Annotated in this window: 17 protein-coding genes; 8 read left to right on the top strand and 9 right to left on the bottom strand. The window is 70.8% G+C overall.

The genetic code is table 11. The features are described from left to right. Nucleotides 1-11: 11 nt before the first annotated feature. The 4 genes from D7W82_RS22320 to purF form a co-directional block, all read right to left on the bottom strand. Nucleotides 12-1,337 carry a TolC family protein gene (locus tag D7W82_RS22320; protein WP_120620278.1) on the bottom strand — a complete coding sequence of 442 codons (1,326 nt, stop codon included), beginning with the start codon at nucleotides 1,335-1,337 and terminating at the stop codon, nucleotides 12-14. Between the two features lie 157 nt (nucleotides 1,338-1,494). Further along, nucleotides 1,495-2,862, bottom strand: coding sequence for a sigma-54 dependent transcriptional regulator (locus D7W82_RS22325; RefSeq protein ID WP_120620279.1), 1,368 nt, complete (start codon nucleotides 2,860-2,862; stop codon nucleotides 1,495-1,497). Then, complete coding sequence (locus D7W82_RS22330) at nucleotides 2,859-4,517, bottom strand: sensor histidine kinase (protein WP_120620280.1); 1,659 nt, start codon at nucleotides 4,515-4,517, stop codon at nucleotides 2,859-2,861. The genes D7W82_RS22325 and D7W82_RS22330 overlap by 4 nt, the downstream gene beginning before the upstream one ends. Next, nucleotides 4,495-5,877 carry an amidophosphoribosyltransferase gene (gene purF, locus D7W82_RS22335; RefSeq protein ID WP_216618590.1) on the bottom strand — a complete coding sequence of 461 codons (1,383 nt, stop codon included), beginning with the start codon at nucleotides 5,875-5,877 and terminating at the stop codon, nucleotides 4,495-4,497. Before purF ends, D7W82_RS22330 begins: the two co-directional genes overlap by 23 nt. A gap of 166 nt (nucleotides 5,878-6,043) precedes the next feature. Between purF and D7W82_RS22340 the strand changes: the two genes are divergently transcribed. After that, nucleotides 6,044-7,360: a neutral/alkaline non-lysosomal ceramidase N-terminal domain-containing protein gene (locus D7W82_RS22340; RefSeq protein WP_120620282.1), complete on the top strand. Its 1,317-nt coding sequence runs from the start codon at nucleotides 6,044-6,046 to the stop codon at nucleotides 7,358-7,360. Nucleotides 7,361-7,497: 137 nt separating this feature from the next. Then, nucleotides 7,498-8,355, top strand: coding sequence for a neutral zinc metallopeptidase (locus tag D7W82_RS22345; RefSeq protein WP_120620283.1), 858 nt, complete (start codon nucleotides 7,498-7,500; stop codon nucleotides 8,353-8,355). 9 nt (nucleotides 8,356-8,364) lie between these two features. On the opposite strand, the gene D7W82_RS22350 is transcribed toward D7W82_RS22345, so the two are convergent. Then, nucleotides 8,365-8,802, bottom strand: coding sequence for a hypothetical protein (locus tag D7W82_RS22350; RefSeq protein ID WP_120620284.1), 438 nt, complete (start codon nucleotides 8,800-8,802; stop codon nucleotides 8,365-8,367). Between the two features lie 352 nt (nucleotides 8,803-9,154). On the opposite strand from D7W82_RS22350, the gene D7W82_RS22355 reads away from it, so the two are divergent. From D7W82_RS22355 to D7W82_RS22370, 4 genes are all read left to right on the top strand, one after another. Next, nucleotides 9,155-10,687, top strand: coding sequence for a parallel beta-helix domain-containing protein (locus D7W82_RS22355; RefSeq protein WP_120620285.1), 1,533 nt, complete (start codon nucleotides 9,155-9,157; stop codon nucleotides 10,685-10,687). Between the two features lie 39 nt (nucleotides 10,688-10,726). Next, a complete protein-coding gene (locus D7W82_RS22360; protein ID WP_233587871.1) occupies nucleotides 10,727-11,938 on the top strand; it encodes an SO2930 family diheme c-type cytochrome in 1,212 nt (403 codons plus the stop codon). 147 nt (nucleotides 11,939-12,085) lie between these two features. Next, nucleotides 12,086-12,280, top strand: a complete 195-nt coding sequence (locus D7W82_RS22365) for a hypothetical protein (RefSeq protein ID WP_120620287.1) — start codon at nucleotides 12,086-12,088, stop codon at nucleotides 12,278-12,280. 24 nt (nucleotides 12,281-12,304) lie between these two features. After that, nucleotides 12,305-13,018: a S8/S53 family peptidase gene (locus D7W82_RS22370; protein ID WP_120620298.1), complete on the top strand. Its 714-nt coding sequence runs from the start codon at nucleotides 12,305-12,307 to the stop codon at nucleotides 13,016-13,018. Nucleotides 13,019-13,039: 21 nt separating this feature from the next. On the opposite strand, the gene D7W82_RS22375 is transcribed toward D7W82_RS22370, so the two are convergent. Beyond that, the gene (locus tag D7W82_RS22375) at nucleotides 13,040-15,154 is read right to left on the bottom strand and encodes a catalase (RefSeq protein ID WP_120620288.1); all 2,115 of its coding nucleotides are present in this window, start codon (nucleotides 15,152-15,154) and stop codon (nucleotides 13,040-13,042) included. Nucleotides 15,155-15,294: 140 nt separating this feature from the next. Continuing rightward, nucleotides 15,295-16,317: an NADP-dependent oxidoreductase gene (locus D7W82_RS22380; RefSeq protein WP_120620289.1), complete on the bottom strand. Its 1,023-nt coding sequence runs from the start codon at nucleotides 16,315-16,317 to the stop codon at nucleotides 15,295-15,297. 159 nt (nucleotides 16,318-16,476) lie between these two features. On the opposite strand from D7W82_RS22380, the gene D7W82_RS22385 reads away from it, so the two are divergent. Continuing rightward, complete coding sequence (locus tag D7W82_RS22385) at nucleotides 16,477-17,061, top strand: Uma2 family endonuclease (RefSeq protein ID WP_233587872.1); 585 nt, start codon at nucleotides 16,477-16,479, stop codon at nucleotides 17,059-17,061. Nucleotides 17,062-17,133: 72 nt separating this feature from the next. After that, entirely contained in the window at nucleotides 17,134-18,303 is a 1,170-nt protein-coding gene (locus tag D7W82_RS22390; RefSeq protein WP_120620290.1) for a metallophosphoesterase, read from the top strand. Here the strand turns inward: D7W82_RS22390 and D7W82_RS22395 are convergent. Together D7W82_RS22395 and D7W82_RS22400 are read right to left on the bottom strand one after the other, a co-directional pair. After that, nucleotides 18,281-19,399, bottom strand: coding sequence for an alpha/beta fold hydrolase (locus D7W82_RS22395; protein WP_120620291.1), 1,119 nt, complete (start codon nucleotides 19,397-19,399; stop codon nucleotides 18,281-18,283). The genes D7W82_RS22390 and D7W82_RS22395 overlap by 23 nt on opposite strands. A gap of 112 nt (nucleotides 19,400-19,511) precedes the next feature. Then, nucleotides 19,512-20,369 (bottom strand): ChaN family lipoprotein, encoded by an 858-nt coding sequence (locus D7W82_RS22400; protein WP_147439462.1) that lies wholly within the window; start codon nucleotides 20,367-20,369, stop codon nucleotides 19,512-19,514. Nucleotides 20,370-20,450: the final 81 nt, after the last annotated feature.

Below are 20,450 nucleotides of genomic sequence, written 5' to 3' on the forward strand. Positions count from 1 at the left end.
GGTGGGGGAGATCAGGAGCGGGGGGTGAGCAGCGTGTCCGGTGCACGGGGACCGGCGGCGCTGGCCCGGGCGATGGCGATGGTGAGGCGGTAGGCGGTCTGATCCAGGTCGGCCGCGTGCAGCACCAGCTCTCCGTAGGTCCGGCGCGCGAGGAGCAGGTCCTGCAACGCCGCGCCTCCGGCCTTCACCGCCGCGTCCAGGCGCTGCACCACGCCTTCGGCCAGCGGCAGCGTCTGGGTGTGGAGCTTCTGCCGGCGCTCCTGCACGGAGCGCAGCTGTTGGTTCAGCGTGTCCGTTTCGCGTGAGGCCTGGGCCGTGAGCAGCTCCCGCGCGGCCTTCGCGGACTGGACGCTCGCGCTGGCGGCGTGCGCGTCCGCCTGACCGTGGTCGAAGAGGGGGAGCGGAATCGACAGGCCCACGAAGAGGGAGTTCTTCTGGTTGCCGGAGATCATGAACTGGTCTCGCGTGTAGCCAGCTCGCACCGTCGGATCCGGAATCCAGCGGCGCTGCGCCAAAGTCAGCGAGGACCGCGCGGAGTCCTCCTGCGCGCTCAGGGCCCGCAGGTCCGGCCGGGACTCGATGGCGGCGGGGGCGGGCGCACGGGCGAGCCTCGTCTGGAGGAAGGACATCGCCCGCTCGTGGCTTCCGAACGGCTCACACGGGATGCCCGCGAGCCGCGCGCAGGCGAGCAGCGCGTCCGTGAGCCTCACGCGCTCCTCTCCCAGCGACGTCTCCAGCGACTGCGCCTCCAGCGTGGAGCGGTCCACGTCCAGGCCCGCGGCGTCGCCGTGCTGCTGCCTGGCGCGTTGCAGGTCCGTGAGCTTCAGCGCGTCGTCGGTGAGCCTCGTCAGCTCCGCGATGCGCACCTCCGTGGCAGCCACCTCCGCCGCCCGCTCCAGCACGTCGTACGTGCGGGCCCTCAGCGCGGCGTGCACGTCCAGCGTGGTGGCGGACAGCGCCGCCTTCGCCGCGTCCTGACGCGGGCCCCGCTTGCCCAGCTCCACCAGCTCCGACACGCCCACGACGTAGTTGGGCACGTCGTCCAGGCGGCGCAGGCCCGGCGGGTTCGTGGCGCCGATGGGGATGGTGTTCATCGACACGTCCAGCTCCGGGTTGGGCAGCAGGTGCGTGCGCTGGTGATCCGCTCGCGACGCCGCGAGGCGGGCGCGGTCATCCGCGAAGTCCGCGGAGTGCTCCCAGAGCAGCTCCGCCAGACCGTCGTCGTCCGGCAGGGTGGAGAGCAGCAGCGTGGCGGGGGAGGTGGGGTGCTGCTCGGCACCGGCGGTGAGGCCGACCAGGGTGCCCAGGGCGATGAGTGCGGGGAGGGAACGGCGCAAGCGGCAGGCTCCGGTGAGAATCCGGAGGAGCCCCTTCGCAAGCCGTGTGCCCGGCCTGGCCCCAGCAAATCCGCGCGGATGCGACGCCGCGCGGCTTCAAAATCCTTTCATCGCCCGCGACTTCAAAATCCTTTCATCGCGGGCACTGCAAATCGCTTCAGGTGTCGCCCAGGCGCTTGAGGAAGGTCGGATAGGACAACCCGAGCGCCTTCGCCGCCTCCATGCGCCGGCCGCCCAGCCGCTCCAGGACCCAGCGCACGTAGGCCTGCTCCAGGTCCTCCATGGGCACGGGCTCCGTCACGCTGAAGGCCCCCGGCGGTACGGTGCCCGGCGCCTCCACCTTCACCGCGCCGCTCACGGAGGGCGTGCCGCCAAGCACCTCCAGCTCCAGCTCCGGTCCGGGCTCCAGCACCAGCGCCCGCTCCAGGATGTTGCGCAGCTCGCGCACGTTGCCCGGGAACGCATAGGCCCCAAGCCTCGCGCGGGCCTTCGCTCCCAGGCTGACGTCGCGCCGGCCCAGCTCGCGGCCCAGGTCCGCGAGCATCCCTTCCGCCAGCGGGAGGATGTCCTCGCGCCGCTTGCGCAGCGGGGGGATGTCGATGCGGAACACGCCCAGGCGGAACCAGAGGTCCTCGCGGAAGTTGCCGCCCGACATCTGCTTCGGCAGGTCCCGGTTGGTGGCGGCCACGATGCGCGCGGTGCTCGTCTGCTCCGTGGTGCCGCCCAGCCGGCGGAAGCGCCCCGAATCCAGGAACGTCAGCAGCTTCGCCTGGAGCGGGAGCGGCAGCTCGCCCACTTCATCCAGGAAGAGCACGCCGCCGTGGGCCACCTCCACCAGCCCGCGCCTCGCGGTGCGCGCATCCGTGAAGGCGCCCTTCTCGTGGCCGAAGAGCTCGCTCTCCACCGTCTGCTCGGGCAGCGCCGCGCAGTTGATGTGCACGAAGGGCGCGCCGCCGTCCTTCGACGCGAGCGCGTGCAGGTGCCGGGCGAGCTGCTCCTTGCCCACGCCCGTCTCGCCCAGCAGCAGCACCGGGCTTCGCGGCGACGCGGCGATGCGCTCCAGCATCGCGAACACCCGCTGCATGGCGGCGGACGTGGGGGGCACCAGACGGCGGCGGCCGGACAGCTCCGCCTCCGCCGTCTCCAGGCGGTCCCTCAAGCGGCTCGCGTCCACGGCCCGGCGCGCGCGCAGCACCAGGTCCGCCAGCTCCACGGGCTTGGCCAGGTAGTCCGCCGCGCCCGCTCGCACCGCGTCCACCGCGCTGGCGATGTCCCCGTGCGCTGTCACCATCACCACCGCCACGCCGGGCGCGTGCGCCTTCAGCTCGGGCAGGAACGCGAGCCCGTCTCCGTCCGGCAGGCGGCGGTCCAGCACCAACAGCACGGGCGTGGCCTTCGCCAGCGACGCGCGGGCTTCGTGCAGCGAGTGCGCCACCGTGAGGCTGAAGCCCTCGCGTTGCAGCGCCACCGCCGCGACGGTGGAGAAGGCGCGGTCGTCATCCACCAGGAGGACGGGGAGGCTCATGGCCGGGGCGCTCGGGGAAGGAGGAGGAGGAAGCGGCTGCCGTCGGGGAGGCGCTCGAAGGTGAGCTGTCCGCCCTGATGTTCCAGCGCCTGGCGCGTCATGGCCAGCCCCAGGCCGATGCCCTTGGGCTTGGAGGTGTGGAAGGGCTCGAAGAGGTGTCCCTCCACGTCCAGCGGCGGCCCGCCCCCGTTGTCCTCCACCGTCACCACCGCGGCGTCCGCGTCCAGGCGGGCTCGCACGCGCACCAGGGGCTCGGTCACCTTGCCCAGGTCCTTGGCCGCCACCGTGGCCTCCATCGCGTTGCGCACCAGGTTGTCCAGCGCGGTGGTGAGGAGCAGCGGGTCGCAGGACAGGGGCGCCGCGTCCGGGGGCACGTCCACGTCCACGCGCACCTCGCCCGCCTCCGGCAGCGAGCGCAGGCCCTCCACCACGTCACGCACCAGCTGCGACAGGTTCACGTCCACGCGGCGCACGACGGGCGGCTTGCCGAAGTTGAGCAGCGACGTGGCCAGGTGGGCCAGCCGGTCGATCTGCCCGTGCAGCGTGCGCACCACGAGCCCGCCCTCGCCCTCCGGAGAGACGAGGCCGGTGGCCGCCTTGAGGCCGTTGAGGGAGTTCTTCACCTCGTGCGCGATGAGGCTGGCGGCGCTGCCCAGCGCGGCCATCTTCTCCTGACGGGCGGAGCGCGATTCGACCTCGCGGAACAGGCCGTAGACGCGGCGCCAGTGGACGGTGAAGAGCACCAGCGTGCCCACCTGGAGCAGCGCCAGCACCAGCAGCTGCACGAGGAAGCGGTCGCGCAGCCCGGACAGCAGCGCTGTTTCATCCGCGGCGAGCACCAGGTGCAGCCCCGTGCCGGGCACGGGCGTGGCGGTGAGGAAGGTCTCCGGCATCGCGTCCAGCGACGGGGGCCGGACGCCCTCGCGGATGAAGTCGCGCAGCTCCCCGGACGCTCGCGACACGTTGGCCCACGAAGGCGGAGCGCTCGGCAGGAAGAGGTCTCCGGAGGCGTTGAGGACGAGCAGCTCCAGGTCGTCGCTCAGGGGCCGTCCGCCCGGCAGCGCCGTCCCCGTGTCCAGCAGGCCCGCGAGCACCGCCGTGGTCTGGCCCTCGCGGACCACCGGGACCGCGACGACGAAGAGGGACGCGCCCGGCGCGATGGCGTCCACCACGGACGTCTGGCGCGCGAGCACCTGCTGGAACCAGGGACGCGTGGCGAAGCCGCCCCGGGCCTGCGCCTCGTCGATGGGCGGGTCGCTCCAGCGCAGCTTGCCCTGCGCGTCCAGCACCATCACGCCCGCGTGGAAGAGGCCCGCGCGGGGCGTGGTGAGGTCCTGGAGGTCCTCGGTGGGCAGCTCGCGCTTCACGTCCGGGCCCACGCCTTCGGACACGCGCAACAGCTCCGTCTGGAGCAGCTTCAGGTGCAGGCCCAGCGCCTCCGCGTAGACGCGGGCCTCGCGCGTCATGCGGGACTGGAACTCCGCACGGGCTCCGGCGACGTCACTGCGGTAGGAGAGCAGCGGCCCCGCGACGGCGACCGCGCCCAACAACACCAGGCCCGCGACGACGGAGCGGACGAACTGCCGCTCCGCCTGGGCGAGCCCGGGCCGGCCCGAAGGCGCGGCCGGCCTCTCAGGCGCTGAGCTTGGTGGCACCCGCGCTCTGGGACAGCTTGTCGGTGAGGTACTGCCCGGAGAAGCACGCGGTGCAGTAGGTGCTCCGCTTCGGGTCGTCCACCGCGGTGCCCAGGCCCTCCAGCGACAGGTAGCCCAGGGAGTCGGCCGTCACGTACTTCGCGATCTCCTCCGTGGTGTGGCTGGCCGCGATGAGCTCCGTGCGGCTGGGCGTGTCGATGCCGTAGTAGCAGGGCCACTGCGTGGGCGGCGACGAGATGCGCAGGTGCACCTCCACGGCGCCCGCGGCCTTGAGCATCTTCACGATCTTGCGGCTGGTGGTGCCGCGCACGATGGAGTCGTCCACCACCACCACGCGCTTGCCCTTGAGCACCTGGCGCACGGCGGACAGCTTCAGCTTCACGCCGAAGTGGCGGATGGACTGCTGCGGCTCGATGAAGGTGCGGCCCACGTAGTGGCTGCGGATGAGGCCCACGTCGTAGGGGATGCCGCTCGCCTGCGAGAAGCCGATGGCCGCGGGCACGCCGGAGTCCGGCACCGCGATGACCAGGTCGGCCTCCGCGGGCTGCTCGCGCGCCAGCTGCATGCCCAGGCGCTTGCGCACCTCGTACACGCTGCTGCCGAAGAGCACCGAGTCCGGCTTGGCGAAGTAGACGTGCTCGAAGATGCAGCGGCCCAGCCGCGCAGCGGGCTTGAAGGGCATGCTGGTGCGCAGCACGCCGTTCTCGATGACGACCAGCTCGCCGGGCTCCAGCTCGCGGACGATCTCCGCTTCGATGAGATCCAACGCCGTCGTCTCGCTGGCGAGCACGTACGCGCCTTCCTTCATCTTGCCCAGCACCAGCGGCCGGAAGCCGTTGGGGTCGCGCACCGCGATGAGCTTGTCCTCGGTGAGGAGCAGGATGCTGTACGCGCCCTCCACCCGGCGCAGCGCCTCCACGAGGCGCGCCTCGAAGGTGGGCTGCTTGGAGCGGGCGAGGAGGTGCATCACCACCTCCGTGTCCGCGTCCGACTGGAACAGCGCGCCTTCCGCCTCCAGCTCCGCCTTGAGCTCCACCGCGTTCACGAGGTTGCCGTTGTGCGCGATGGAGAACTGGCCGCCCGCGTAGTTCACGAACAGCGGCTGGGCGTTCTTGATGCCGCTGCCGCCCGCCGTGCTGTAGCGCACGTGGCCGATGGCCGCCTTGCCGGGGAGCCCTTCAATCACCGGCGCGGTGAAGATGTCGGCGACCAGGCCCATCTGCCGGTGCGCGCGCAGGGTGTCCCCGTCGGACGCGACGATGCCGGCGGACTCCTGTCCGCGGTGCTGCAGGGCGTGCAACCCCAGGTACGTCAGGTTGGACGCCTCTCCGTGACCCACGATTCCGAAGATGCCGCACATGGCGCGCTGCCTTACCCCTTTCGACCGCGAAGCGGAACAGGAACGCACGCCTTGAAGGTGGGTATTCCACCATCAGCCGACGTCGGCCCTTGTAGGCCAGGCAAGGTGCCGTTGCCCGAAAGGTAGGAGCCGCCTGGAAGCGCCGAGGGGTTACGCTGCCCCCGGCATGTCCTCTTCCCGGCGCTCCTTCCTCCGCCCCTTGCTGCCCTTCGCCTTGCTAACGGCCGGGGCCGCCTACGCGCTTGCCTCCTGGAACTGGTGCGGGAGGTGGGAGGAGCGCACGCCCGAGGTGCTGTCACAGGTGCGTGGCGAAGGCCCCCTGCGCGCGGGCGCGGCGAAGGTGGCCCTCTCCCCGCCCTATCCGGTGGTGGTGGCGGGCTACGTCCCACCCCGCCCGGAGGCGAGCCAGGCCGAGCTCCCCCTCCATGCGAGGGCCCTGGTGCTGGAGGCCGGTGGCGCGCGCGTGGGCGTGGTGTCGCTGGAGCTGCTCCTGGTGACGCCGGAGATCACGGCCAAGGTGCGCGAGCGCGCCGCGAAGGCCGGGGTGAAGGAGGTGCTGGTGGTGGCCACGCACACGCACTCCTCGTTTGGAGGCTACGACGCGCGGTGGGCGGCCCAGCTCTCCGGCACGGGGCGCTACCGGGCGGCGTCCGTGAACGCGGCGGTGGAGGGCGCGAGCGAGGCGCTGGAGAAGGCCGCGGCCTCCATGAAGGACGTGACCCTGGAGGTGGGCGGCGCGGCGGACGCGGGGCTCGTCCATTCCCGCTCCGGTGGGGATGCCCCGGACGGCCAGCTCACGCGGGCGGTGTTGCGCGGAGCGGAGGGGCCCGTGGCGGAGGTGCTGGTGTTCGCCGGCCACGCCACGCTCATTCCCCGGCAGCGGGGGCTGTTGGATCCGGACTTCCCGGGCCGGCTGAGCGCGCTGCGCGAGGAGGCGGGCGGTGGCGTCACGCTGTTCGTGCAGGGCAGCGAGGGCAACGCGACCGTGTCCTTCAACGAAGGGCAGGGCCCCGAGCGCGCCCTGGGCTTCGCGCGCAAGCTGTCGGCGCTGGCGGACGGGGCGGCCCCGGCGTCCGTGGAGGCGCCGGTGCGGCTGGCGTTCGCGCGCGTCCAGACGGCGCTGCCCCGGCCGGACGCGTCGCGGCTGGTGCCCGCCTTCACCCGCGCGGCGGGGGACAACTTCCTGTGCGGTTCGTCACCGCGCGAGGCGGAGGTGGACGCGCTGGCGCTGGGGCCCCTGGAGCTCTTGTCCATTCCGGGTGAGCCCACCGTGGGCGCGGGCCGGGCGCTGGCGGACCTCACCGGGGCCACGCACGTGCTGGGGCTCGCCAACGGCTACGTGGGCTACCTGGACACGCCGGAGCGGGTGCGCGAGGGGCAGGGCGAGTCCCGGCGCCAGTACTTCGGTCCCGCGCTGCTGGAGCGCCTGGGCACGGCCGCGCGCGTGGCCTCCGGCGCGGTGGGCTTCTCCCCCAACAAGTAGGCGCGGCGAAGGCCCGCCTGCCCGCCTGCCCCGCGGACCTCCTGACATCCGGCGGCCCTGGGGCCGCACCGTCGCTGACGGAGGGCCCGCTGCCTACCTTGGTCCTCGGAGCGTCTTCGCGACACAGGGGGCACGGGATGAGGTGGGAAGGCGGACGGCGCAGCTCGAACATCGAGGACCGGCGGGGGGGAGGCTTCGGACGCCCGCTCGCGGTGGGCGGTGGCGCCGCGTCACTGGTGGTGGCCCTGCTGGTGATGCTGCTGGGCGGCGACCCGTCCGACGTGCAGATCGGCACGCGCACCTCTCCCTATTCGCAGCCGGGCACGGGCGGCTCCGGGAACGTGGATCCGCGGCAGGAGGAGCTGAAGGACTTCGCCTCCGTCGTGCTCGCGGACACCGAGGACACCTGGCCCGGCCTGCTGGAGCCCCAGGGCGTGCGCTACGTGCAGCCGCACATGGTGCTCTTCTCGGACGCGGTGCAGTCCGCGTGCGGCATGCAGGAGAGCGCGGTGGGGCCCTTCTATTGTCCGGGCGACCAGAAGGTGTACCTGGACCTGGGCTTCTTCGACGAGCTGGAGAGCCGCTTCGGCGCGCCGGGTGACTTCGGCCGCGCGTACGTCATCGCGCATGAGGTGGGGCACCACGTGCAGAACCTGCTGGGCGTCTCCCGCAAGGTGCAGTCCCTGCGCAACCGCGTGAGCGAGGAGCAGGCCAACCAGCTCTCCGTGCTGACGGAGCTCCAGGCGGACTGCTTCGCCGGCATCTGGGCCCACCACGCGCAGAAGGAGCGCAACATCCTGGAGCAGGGGGACGTGGAGGAGGGCCTGGGCGCCGCCAGCGCCGTGGGCGACGACACCCTCCAGAAGCGCGCCCGGGGCCATGTCGCCCCCGAGTCCTTCACCCATGGCTCCGCCGCGCAGCGCATGACCTGGTTCAAGCGCGGCCTGGAGCAGGGGACGCTGGAGGCGTGCGACACCTTCAACGCCCGGCGGTAGCCAACGCGTTCAACGGCGGCGCAGCGGCTGCTGCTGCGTCCCCATGAGCGGCTGCTGGAGCTGGTACGTCCCATTCAGCGGCTGCTGGAGCTGATAGCTGCCGATGAGCGGCTGCTGGAGTTGGTAGCTGCCGATGAGCGGTTGCTGGAGCTGGTAGCTGCCGATGAGCGGCTGCTCGAGCTGATACGCGCCGGCCATCGGCTGTTCGAGCTGATACGAGCCGGCGAGGGGCTGCTGGAGCTGGTACGCCCCGGCGGGCGGCTGATAATAGTAATTGTCCCAGAACGTGTCGGCGCCGGACTCGCTTGTCAGTGATTGCCGGTCATCCAGGCTCTGCGAGTCATTGCCTTCCGGGGCGGTCACCGCTTCGTCCTGCTGCGCCAGGACCGTCATGGCCGGACCTGACGCGAGCGCCACCACCAGGGTCACCAGGGGGCCGGTGCGCATGGGCGTCCTCGTTCTTTCCGTCGCGGGAGAGGGGAACCGCGCCGCGACCTCCTCCTCAAGATGACCGCCCGGGTGGGCTGAGGGGAGCGCGGTACTCCCGCCCACGGGCCTGTCCGGGCGCCTGTCATGGGACCGTGCGTCATTCGCCTTTCGGACACATTGCGAACGATAGGCTTACCGCGTGCGCGTGCTTTTTTGAGCGGGACTAAAGGGGCGCTGCGTCAAAACACAAACGTGAAACTTGTGCTTGTCGTCAGTGTGTCTTTGCTCCGAGCATGCCGCCTTCCCGCTGCTTCGCGGGCCGCGGGCGCTTCCCCGTGGCCCATGCGGAGCGGCTTCGCGGAGGAACGACATGCCCCGTTTGCAGTGGACCCGCGCTTCGCGCGCGACCGTTCTGGCCCTGGTGGGGGCCCTCTCGCTGACCGGCTGCCCGGAGGACGAGGACAACACGCCGGACTCGGGCGTGAAAGTGGACGCGGGTACGAAGACGGACGCGGGCACGGACACGGATGCGGGCAGCGTGGACACGGGCATCCCCTGGGACGGCGGCGCCGTGGGGAGCTTCTCCTGCGAGGGCAAGGCCCAGGCGACGCTGAGCTTCGCGCCCGGCCAGGAGGAGGAGCTCCAGGACCAGGTGAACACCATGGCCGAGTGCACCACCATCCAGCTGGCGGCGGGCACGTACACCTTCGATAACGCCATCACCATCCGCCAGAAGGGCATCACGCTGGCGGGCGCGGGCAAGGGAACCAAGGGTGAAGGCACGGGCGGGGCGAGCAGCACCGTGCTGGTGTTCACCAACGCGGCGGCGAACTCCAACGGCCTGGACGTGGTGGGTGACCGCTTCACGGTGAGCGACCTGGCGGTGTGGAACGCGAAGAAGGACGCCATCCGCGTGGAGTCCTCCACCGACGTGGTGATGCGCCGCGTGCGCACGGAGTGGGCGGAGGCTGACAAGGAGAGCAACGGCAAGTACGGCCTGTACCCGGTGAAGTCCAAGTACGTCGTCATCGAGGACTGCGAGGCGTACAACGCCGCGGACGCGGGCATCTACGTGGGCCAGACGGAGTACGCCGTCGTGCGCAACAGCGTGGCGAAGCAGAACGTGGCGGGCATCGAGATTGAGAACACGAAGTACGCCTACGTGCTGGGCAACACGGCCCAGGACAACACCACGGGCCTGGTGGTGTTCGACCTGCCGGGCAACCCCATCATGGGGACGGACATCCGGGTGAAGAACAACACCATCACCGGCAACAACCGGAACAACTTCGCGTCCGTCGCGAACAGCAGCAGCACGGTGTCGCAGGTGCCGGCGGGCACGGGCACGTTCATGCTGGCGTCGCGCCGCGTGGAGCTGACGGGCAACGTCTGGGGCAACAACAACACGGTGGACGTGGCGGTGCTGAGCGGCCTCACCATCGAGCCCAACGACAAGCTGTGGGAGGCGGGCGGCTTCAACTTCGCGAGCGCGGACATCTACATCCACGGCAACACCTTCCAGGGAGGCAGCGGCGACAACGTGGACAACGGCAACCTGAGCCCGCAGCTGCGGCCCCTGGGCGCGGCGCTGGCGGCGCTCTACACCTACGGTGAGACGCAAGGCGCGAAGGGCGTGGAGCACCTGGTGTGGGACGGCGTGGACCCCTACGGCCATGCCCGCACGGAGCTGAACCCCATCAACATCTGCTTCGCCGACAACACGCTGCCCTCGGGCACCGTCAACGCCATCGCGGACCTGGACCTGGTGGCGGCGGGTCAGGCCGCGGCCACGGGCAACTTCGCGGGCGGGTGGGCCCTCACGCGGCACTACCCGGCCAACAAGGCGGAGTTCGCCTGCTCGGGCTTCAGCCCCGCGCTGACGATTGGCGACAACATCCAGTAACCGCGGTCAGGGAGCGTGACACCCATGTGGACGTCGTTCGTGAGCCCCCGTCTCTCCGTGGTGCTGCTGGCGCTGTCGCTGGCGGCCTGCGGTTCCTCCGACCCGGAAGGCCCCGGGCCCACACCCGACTCGGGGACCTCCGTGCCGGATGCCGGAACGGAGGACGCGGGGGTTCCGGACGCGGGTGAGCCGGACGCGGGCCTGGATGCCGGAACGCTGGATGCGGGCGTTCCGGACGCGGGGGCTCCTCTGGCCATCCCCAACGCGCTGTCGGGCTTCGGGCTGTTCACCGGAAGCCCGGCGGACGGGGGGCTCATCCCGGTGGAGGGCAACGTGCCCTACACGCTGTCCACGCCGCTGTTCTCCGACTACGCGGTCAAGTCACGCACCCTCTACATCCCCCCCGGCAAGACGGCGCACTACGCACCCGTGGACGCGCTGGACCTGCCGGTGGGGACGCTCATCACGAAGACGTTCGCCTTCCCGGCGGACATGCGGAGTCCGGACCAGGACGTGCGGCTCATCGAGACGCGCGTCCTGGTGCACCAGCCCTCCGGTTGGGAGGCGTGGCCGTACGTCTGGAACACGGAGCAGACGGAGGCCACGCTGGCCACCGGCGGCCGTGTGCGCGACGTGACGTTCCTCGACTCGGAGGGGGAGTCCCGGTCGTTCCGGTACGCGGTGCCCTCCAAGAACCAGTGCCAGCAGTGCCACCACCTGGTGGACGCGCAGGGGACGCAGGTGATGCACCCCATTGGCGTGAAGGCGCGCTACCTGCACCGCACGAACACCTACGGCGGCGTGGAGCGCGACCAGCTGGAGTACCTGGCGTCGCTGGGCAAGCTGGACGGGCTGCCCGCCCAGGCGGAGCTGCCGAAGGCGCCGGACGCGTTCGACCCGCAGGCGGCGAACCTGGACACGCGGGCGCGCACGTACCTGGACATCAACTGCGCGCATTGCCACAACCCGAAGGGCACGGCGGGCATCACCAGCCAGCTGTTCCTCAACTTCGACAACACCAGCCTGTTCAGCCTGGGCGAGTGCAAGCGCCCGGGCTCCGCGGGCGCGGGCGTGGGCGGCGAGTTCGACATCGTCCCCGGCAAGCACGACGAGTCCATCCTCTGGTACCGGCTGCACACGGAGGAGTCCGGCAAGATGATGCCGCAGATCGGCCGGACGATTCACCACGCGGAGGGCTCTCAGCTCATCGCGGATTGGATCAACGCGATGCCCGCCAAGACGTGCAAGTAGCGCTCAGGCGGCCGGGCAGACCCTGACCTCCTCGCGGGTCCGTCGCCGCGTCGCCCTCGGCGGGACGCCCCACCTCATTGCGACCCGCTCCCTGGCCCCCTAGGCTTCTGCCCGCTTTTCCCCCAATCCAATGCCGGGAGTGCTCCCTTGAAATTCACGAGCAAGGACGTGTCGAAGCTGCTGGAGGACGTGAGCGGGTCCGAGGACCTCATCGGGTACGCCTGCGCCACGTCGTACATGAACGGCTACCAGTGGACCTGGAACGGCACCCAGTGGGTGGGCACCTACTACCCCACGCAGCTCAAGATGCCGGTGGGTGAGGACTCGTCCGGCTCCTGCTAGGCGATGTTCCAGGGTCCTGCTCCCGTGAAGGTCGCCATCGTGGACAGCGGTGTGTCGGTGGGCTTCCTTCGTGGGGCGGGGCTGTCGCTCGCCGGGGCCGCGAGCTTCACGGTGGACCGGGAGGCGCGGCGCCTGGAGTCCCGCGTCCACTCGCGTGAGGAGCTGGCGGCCTGGCGCGGCGGCGACTCCGTGTTGGAGGACCTGGAGGACTCGCACGGCCACGGCACGGCGGTGCTGAGCATCCTGCTGGAGCAGGGCCGTCCCGCTGCCGATGTCGAATGGTACGTCGCGCGCGTGCTGGACGGCCGGATGCGCGGCGATTCGCTGTGCCTGCTGGAAGCGCTGGAGTGGCTGACGCAGGACGTGCGGCCGGACCTCATCAACCTGAGCCTGGGCACCGTGGGCCGCGCCTTCGAGGCGCCCCTCACCGCGCTGCTGGACCGGGCGGTGGCGCAGGGCAGCCTGGTGCTCTGCGCCGCGGGCCCCGTATCGGGCCTGCCTTCCGGGCTGCCGTCGGTGGTGACGGTGGCGGACGCGGCCATGGCCCACGCGCTGAGGAAGGGGGACATCGTGGACCACGTCGAGGACGCGGCCACGGCGCGGCTGTATGTGGACGGCGCCTGGAGCGAGCGCCCCATCACGAGCAGCTACGCCTGTGCCCTCGCGGCGGCGCGGGTGCTGCGCGAGGGCTGTCCTCCCGGGTGGCGGCGCGCCACCGCGTCACAGCGGACGCGGTGACGTTTCTCTCCGAGTGGGGCCTCAGGCCGGGACGCGGTCGTTGTCCTTGCGGTCCCAGTGCCGGTGCTTCGCGAGCGCCTTGGCGAACGCGGTGGCCAGCGCCGCGCCGGCGCCGGCCTTGGAGCCCGCGACGATGCCGGGCGAGGCCGGGTCGATTTCACAGGCCTTGAGCATGTCCTCCGCGTCCTTGGACGCGCCCACCGTCTTGCAGTGCAGGTAGGCCTCCTGGACGAAGTGGCGCGACTCTCCGTCCTTCTTCAGCGTGGCCACGCTCGCGGCGCCGCCGGGGATGAAGACGCCGTCGTACTCCACGGAGGCCGTGGTCATGGCGCTCTTGTCCACCGGCACGTCCTTGCCGTTGGAGGCCTTCACCGTGCCCAGGCGCTTGGCGATGACCTTCAGCTGCGCGCCTCCCGCCTCCAGCTCCTTGCGCAGGGCCATCAGCTCGTCCGCGTCCACGCCGTCCGCGACGAGCACGCCAATCTTGCGCGTCTTGATGGACGGCGGCATGGCCAGCTTCATGGCCTCCATGCTCAGGGCCTTGGACGCGGGAGGGCCCTTGGGCGTGACGGGCGTGGCCTTGGGCGCGGGCAGGCCCAGCCCTTCCGCCACGGCCGACACCAGCAGGGCGTCGATCTTCGCGAAGTGCTCCAGCACGCGCTCCTGGATGGCCTTCGTCTCCACCTTGCCCAGCTCGAAGCGGCACGCGTCGATGAGGTGCTGCTGCTCCGGTTCGGACAGGCTGCGGAAGAAGAGGGCCGCCTGGCTGTAGTGGTCGTTGAAGGAGGCGGAGCGCTCGCGCACCTTCTTCCCGCTCACCTGCTCCGGGTGGTGCACGTAGCCGCCCTGCTGCTGGGAGGCGAGGAACGGGCAGCCGCCGCCCAGCGAGTTGGGGAAGTAGTTGGCGCGGCCCACGTTGCTCGTGTGCCGGCCGAAGCCGTCCTGCTGGTGGTTGTGCACCGGCGCCACCGGGCGGTTGATGGGGATCTCCGCGAAGTTCGGCCCGCCCAGGCGCGTCAGCTGCGTGTCCAGGTACGAGAAGAGCCGCGCCTGCATCAGCGGATCATCCGTGAAGTCGATGCCCGGCACGATGTTGGACACGCAGAAGGCGACCTGCTCCGTCTCCGCGAAGAAGTTGGTCGGGTTGCGGTTGAGCGTGAGCTTGCCCACCGGCTGCACCGGGACAAGCTCCTCCGGGATGAGCTTGGTCGCGTCCAGCAGGTCCACGCCCAGGGCCTGCGCGTCCTTCTCCTCCAGGATTTGAACGCCCAGCTCGTACTCGGGGAAGTCGCCCTGCTCGATGGCTTCGTAGAGGTCGCGGCGGTGGAAGTCCGGGTCCTTGCCGGCCAGCTTCTGCGCTTCATCCCAGACGAGCGAGTGCGTGCCCAGGAGCGGCTTCCAGTGGAACTTCACGAAGCGTGCGGTGTTCTTCTCGTCCACGAAGCGGAAGGTGTGGACGCCGAAGCCCTGCATCATCCGGAAGCTGCGCGGGATGGCGCGGTCGGACATGGTCCACATGACCATGTGCATGGTTTCCGGGACGAGCGACACGAAGTCCCAGAAGGAGTCATGCGCCGTCTGCGCCTGGGGAATCTCGTGGTGGGGCCCCGGCTTGGCGGCGTGGATGATGTCCGGGAACTTGATGCCGTCCTGGATGAAGAAGACGGGGATGTTGTTGCCCACCAGGTCCCAGTTGCCCTCCTCCGTGTAGAACTTCACCGCGAAGCCGCGCACGTCGCGCACGGTGTCCGCGGAGCCGCGCGAGCCCGCGACGGTGGAGAAGCGCACGAAGACGGGCGTCTTCTTGGACGGGTCCTGGAGGAACTTCGCCTTGGTGTACTTCGCCTGCGATTCGTACACCTGGAAGTAGCCGTGGGCGCCCGCGCCGCGCGCGTGGACGACGCGCTCCGGGATGCGCTCATGGTCGAAGCGGGTGAGCTTCTCGCGGAGGTGGAAGTCCTCCAGGAGCGTGGGCCCGCGGGCGCCAATCCTGAGCGAATCGTCGGTGTGCTCGACGCGGATGCCCTGGTCCGTGGTGAGGAAGTTGCCCGTGGGCTCCGAACGGTCCCGCGCGAGCTGCTGGTCCTTGCTCTGCTCATCCACGCGTACCGCGTCCGGCTGTTTCTGTGAGGTCACCGCACCGCCTCCTTCAAGGGGCGTGCAGGGTGCCGGACGCGGCGGACGCCGCACGTCTTGTGTCTCGCGTCTGGGGAGTGCAGGACGCAAGACGGCGGCTGTGTCCGGTGGCGTTCGTTCGGGACGTTGGCCAGCGAGCGTCAGGCGTCCTTCGCCAGGCGCACGAGCATCTTGCCGGTGTTGTCCCCGCGCAGCAGGCCGATGAAGGCGCCGGGGGCCTGGTCCAGGCCATCCACGATGGTGGAGACGTCCTTCACCTTGCCCTCGCGCAGCCACTGGCCCACGTCGCGCAGGAAGTCCGCCCGGCGGGCCGCGTGGTCGCTGACGATGAAGCCCTGGAGGGTGAGGCGCTTGCCCACGGCGAGCATCAGGTTGCGGGGGCCGGGCGAGGGGGCGGTGGCGTTGTACCCGGAGATGGCGCCGCACAGGACGAGGCGGCCGTGGTTCTTCATCAGGCCGATGGCGGCCTCCAGGTGGTCGCCGCCCACGTTGTCGAAGTAGACGTCGATGCCGTCCGGGCAGGCCTTCGCCAGGGACTCGGCGATGGGCGCGGTCTTGTAGTTGATGGCGGCGTCGAACTTCAGGTCGTCGCGGAGGTGCTTCACCTTCGCGTCCGAGCCGACGCTGCCCACCACGCGGCAGCCCTGGATGCGGGCAAGCTGGCCCACGACGCCGCCCACGGCGCCGGCCGCGGCGGACACGAAGACGGTGTCGCCGGCCTTCGGCTTGCCGATGTCGAGCAGGCCCACGTACGCCGTCATCCCCGGCATGCCGAGCACCCCGAGGTACGCGGAGAGCGGGCCCACGGCCGGGTCGGCCTTCTGGTAGTGCTTCGCGGGCGCGACGGCGTATTCGCGCCAGCCGCCGGTGCCGGAGACGACGAAGTCGCCTTCCTTGAAGTCGGGCGAGCGAGAGCGGATCACCTGGCCCACGCTGCCGCCGTCCATGACCTCGCCCAGCTTGAAGGGCGGGACGTAGGACTTCGCGTCGTTCATGCGGCCGCGCATGTACGGATCCACGGACATGAAGTGGTTGCGCACGAGGAGCTGGCCTTCGGCGGGTTCCGGGACGGAGACCGTGGCGAACTCGAAGTTGTCCGGAGTGGGCTCACCGTGAGGGCGGGACTTCAGGCGGATTTCACGTCCCTGGAGCGGCGTGGCCATGAGGGGGCCTTTCGTGAAGGTGGAGGGAAGCGCGGGCCTCTTAACCGCCGCGTTCGGGTGCGGCAGGGAATTCGAGGAGGACTCGAAGGGTAGGATGTGAGACGTGTGTCCTGTCATGTCGGACGGACGTGCTACCTCCCCGCCGTCATGGATAGAGTGATGGGCGGCGAGGACTGGAGGGGATCCATGGGAAAGAAACCCGCGACCTACGCGGACCTGGAGGCGCTCCCGGAGCATGTCGTGGGGGAGATTGTGGCGGGGGAGTTGTATGCGAGCCCCCGGCCGGCGTTTCCCCAGCTCACGGCGGCTTCATTCCTGATGGGACTCCTGTGCAATCCCTTTGTCCTTGGACTGGGTGGGCCGGGAGGCTGGTACATCGTGGTCGAGCCCGAGCTCCATTTCGAAGAGGATGTCCTCGTTCCAGACCTGGCGGGCTGGCGGCGCGAACGACTCCCGCAGGCCCCGAGGGTCGCGGCCCTTTCCCTTCCGCCAGACTGGGTCTGCGAGGTGCTCTCGCCCTCGACGCGGCTTCTGGACCGTAAAGTGAAACTGCCGGTGTTCGCGCGCGAAGGGGTGCGGCATGTCTGGTTCATCGATCCGGTCCTGCGCACCCTGGAGGTGTTCCGATTGGAGTCGGGGCAGTACGTGCAGCTGGCGACCCACTCTGGAACCGACCTCGTGTACGCGGAGCCTTTCGAGGCTGTGGCATTGAAGCTCGCCGTGCTCTGGGACGAACTGGACTGAACAAGACGGCGGGCGGCCGGGCGAGCACGGATTCTGGTGCGCGTGGGCACGAGGCGCGGGAGGCTTGGGCTCATGCCGCTGTCTCCGTTCTCGCTCCTCATCGCGCTGGGTGCCGTGCTCGGGCACCTGTATCTGTTCCGGCGGCTCGTGTGGAACCTCACGTCCCGCCGTGGGCCCCGGATTGTCGCCGCGCTCGTGCTGGGCTTCATGACGCTGGTGCTGATTGCGCGGCGGTACCTCCAGCGCACGCTTCCGGAGGCGCCTGGCGACGTCGTGGAGCTGGTGTCCTATTCGTGGATGGGCATGGCGCTGTGCCTGGTGCTCGCGCTCGCGGGCGTCGACCTGGGACGCGCCGTGTTTGCCCTGGGACGCCGGCTTCGGCCTGCTCCCGCTGCTCCTTCCGTGGATGCCGAACGGCGGCGCTTCCTGTCGCAGGCGACCGCGGGTGGGGCGCTTGCCTTGGGTGGAGGTCTGGCGGGGTATGGGAGCTGGCGCGCGTTCACCGTCCCGGAGGTCACGGAGGTGGTGGTGCGCATCCCGAAGCTGCCCCGCTCGCTGGACGGCTTCAGCATCGTGCAGCTCACCGACCTGCACGTGGGCCCCTTCATCCAGCGGCGCTTCATGGACGAACTCGTGCGGCGGGCCAACGCGCTCAAGCCGGACCTGGTCGCCATCACCGGTGACCTGGTGGATGGCACCGTGCCCCGGCTGGGCGGCTTCGTCGCGGCGCTCGGCAACCTCCAGGCTCGCTACGGGAGCTTCTTCGTCACCGGCAACCATGACTATTCGTCCGGCGCGGAGGAGTGGGTGGCCCACCTGGGCTCGCTGGGCATTCCTTCGCTGCGCAACCGGCACGTGCGCATTGGCGACGCGGGCGGCACGTTCGACCTGGTGGGCGTGGATGACTGGCACGGCGGACGGCGCCTGGGCCAGAAGGGCTATGACCTGGACCCGGCGCTCGCGGGCCGGGACCCCGAGCGCGCCGCGGTGCTGCTCGCGCACCAGCCCGCCAACTTCAAGGTGGCCGCGGAGCGCGGCGTGGACCTTCAAATCTCCGGTCACACCCACGGCGGCCAGCTCTTCCCGATGACAACGCTCATCGGGTTGAGCTGGGAGCACTCCGCCGGCCACTACCGGCACGGCGATTCACACATCTACGTCAGCCGGGGCTGCGGCTTCTGGGGGCCCCCCATGCGGCTGGGCAGCCCCCCGGAGCTGGTCAAGCTGGTGCTGACTTCGTGAGGAACGCGTCCAGCGCGGCGTTCACCTCGTCCGGATGGTCCAGCTGGAGCCAGTGGCCGGCGCCCGCCACCACCTGGTGCGCCACGCCTTCCCCCAGCCGGTGGAGGCTGTGCGGCGTGTCGTTGTCCGGCGCGACGAGCGAGAACTTCGGCCCCGGGTAGCGCGCGAGCGCCGCCGTCAGGTCGAAGCGCAGGCTGGAGCGCTGCACGGCCGTCACGGCGGACAGCGGCGTCGCGTCCAGGTCCGCCAGCAGCCGCTCGCGCACGTCCGCGCGCGGCCCCGCCATCTGCGCCCAGTCCTGCCGCACCGCCTGCGCCACGTCCGGCGCATCCAGCGAGGCGATGTACGCGGCCACCTGCTCCTCGGGGTAGTGGCGCGAGTCCGTCATCGGATCCACCAGGAACAGGCCCGCCACCTGCCGCGGGTTCTCCCCCGCGTACGCCAGCGTCACGCCTCCGCTGATGCTGTGCCCCACCAGCACGAAGCGGCGCAGCCCCAGCGCTCGCACGACGGCGGAGATGTCCCCGGCGAGCGACTCCAGCGTGTAGTCCTCCGGCTCCGGAACGGTGGAGCCTCCGTGGCCGCGCAGCTCCAGCGCGATGCCCCGGCGGCCCTGACGGGCCAGGTGCTCCAGCTGCGCCTGCCAGTGGGACGCGTTGCCCGCGAGCCCGTGCACGAAGACGACGGGCAAGGCCTTGCCGCCGCCGCCGGTGTCCACCAGCCGCAGGTCGCCCGCGGGCCCCGTCACCCGGAAGTCGTCGAAGCGGATCCGCTGGGGTTCGAAGGCCTGGCCTTCCGCGAAGGGGACCTCGTAGTGGGTGACGTGCAGGTCCCGCTCGATGAGGTAGCGGTCGTCCTCCGGGAAGAAGATGGCGCGCTCCGGCGAGTCCCCCGCGAAGCGCTTCACCGCGTCCATGGACTCCCAGAGGGTGACGAGGAGGAACTCCGCGCGGCCGTCCGCCACCTTGCGCAGGCAGTACGCGGCCAGGTTGCCCGGCGTGCGCCGGTAGTGCGTGAGGCCCGTCTGGTGGAGATAGGTGAGGTAGGCGTCGGCGTCCTCCGCCTTCGTCACCCCGCGCCAGGTGCGTGCGAGCATTCCAGGTTCCTCGTGCCCAAAAGGAGGGAGCCGCGCATGTAGCGCGCCCGGTGGGAGGCCGGCCACCCCTCGGTGGCCCGGGCGTGGGCGGGACGACACCTGGCTTTGGGGCTCAGCGAGGCGCGGGCGTCGCGGTGCTCGTGGCTCCGAACGCGGGCGGTGAGGCATTCAGCGCCCCTACCGCGTAGGTGCCGTCGTAGCCGTCCGGATCCTCCGCCTTCTTCTGGAGCGTGATGCCCGGGGCCTGCGCTTCGCCCCGGCTTCGCAGGGGCTGCTGGCCACAGGTGTCCGCCGTCATGCCCCGGCAGATCCACGCGGAACCCCCGGTGTTCGCCAGGTCGAGCGACACCAGACCGGGCTCCGCTTCGAGCAACCGGTGCGTCATGAACTGGAGCTTCTCGTCCCAGGGCGCGCCCACGTCGCGGCGCGCGTGCAGGTTGCCCACGAGCACGATGAAGGTGTCCCCGCGCGCCTCGCTCCGCGCCTGACGGAGCCGCGCCGCCATCGTGTCATCGCGGTCCTTGCCCCCCGCGTCGAACGCCACCACCCGCAGCGGCAGCCCCGCGCGCCTCAGCTCCCTCGCGCGCTCCAGCAGCCGCCGCATGGCTTCACTGCTGCGACCGTCCTGCACCTCGCGGCGCCAGAAGGCGCTGTCGGGAGGGCCCTCGGACTCGCCCGCGACGAACGCGTCCAGGCGCGCCTGCTCCTCCACCGGGAACTCCAACGCCAACCGCACCGGCTGTCCCGCCGACGCCGCGTGACACGCCAGTTGCGCCGCGAAGGCCGGAGCCTCCTGCGTGCCGTGAATCTCTCCCAGCACGACGAAGGCCGCGGGCTTGAGCACCGCCTCCATGCCGGGAATCACCGGACCGCAGTCCGCCTTCGCCTGGGCCGCCGGTGCTTCTCGCGCCGTCCGGCACCCGGTCAGGAGACAGGCGGCCAACAGCAGGGAACTCGGGGAAGGGCGCATGGGCGTGGAGCCTCCGGGGAGGAGAATGGGAAACCCCAGTCTCCTCCAGCCCCGCGCCCCTGCAAACACGACGGCCCGCCC

This window comes from Corallococcus sp. CA049B, from assembly GCF_003611685.1.
Taxonomy (GTDB): domain Bacteria; phylum Myxococcota; class Myxococcia; order Myxococcales; family Myxococcaceae; genus Corallococcus; species Corallococcus coralloides.

Bases quoted from the DNA above. Each gene is read 5' to 3' on its own strand.
- D7W82_RS22325 (WP_120620279.1), bottom strand. From the start codon at position 2,862: ATGAGCCTCCCCGTCCTCCTGGTGGATGACGACCGCGCCTTCTCCACC.
- purF (WP_216618590.1), bottom strand. From the start codon at position 5,877: ATGTGCGGCATCTTCGGAATCGTGGGTCACGGAGAGGCGTCCAACCTG.
- D7W82_RS22340 (WP_120620282.1), top strand. From the start codon at position 6,044: ATGTCCTCTTCCCGGCGCTCCTTCCTCCGCCCCTTGCTGCCCTTCGCC.
- D7W82_RS22345 (WP_120620283.1), top strand. From the start codon at position 7,498: ATGAGGTGGGAAGGCGGACGGCGCAGCTCGAACATCGAGGACCGGCGG.
- D7W82_RS22350 (WP_120620284.1), bottom strand. From the start codon at position 8,802: ATGCGCACCGGCCCCCTGGTGACCCTGGTGGTGGCGCTCGCGTCAGGT.
- D7W82_RS22355 (WP_120620285.1), top strand. From the start codon at position 9,155: ATGCCCCGTTTGCAGTGGACCCGCGCTTCGCGCGCGACCGTTCTGGCC.
- D7W82_RS22380 (WP_120620289.1), bottom strand. From the start codon at position 16,317: ATGGCCACGCCGCTCCAGGGACGTGAAATCCGCCTGAAGTCCCGCCCT.
- D7W82_RS22385 (WP_233587872.1), top strand. From the start codon at position 16,477: ATGGGCGGCGAGGACTGGAGGGGATCCATGGGAAAGAAACCCGCGACC.
- D7W82_RS22390 (WP_120620290.1), top strand. From the start codon at position 17,134: ATGCCGCTGTCTCCGTTCTCGCTCCTCATCGCGCTGGGTGCCGTGCTC.
- D7W82_RS22395 (WP_120620291.1), bottom strand. From the start codon at position 19,399: ATGCTCGCACGCACCTGGCGCGGGGTGACGAAGGCGGAGGACGCCGAC.
- D7W82_RS22400 (WP_147439462.1), bottom strand. From the start codon at position 20,369: ATGCGCCCTTCCCCGAGTTCCCTGCTGTTGGCCGCCTGTCTCCTGACC.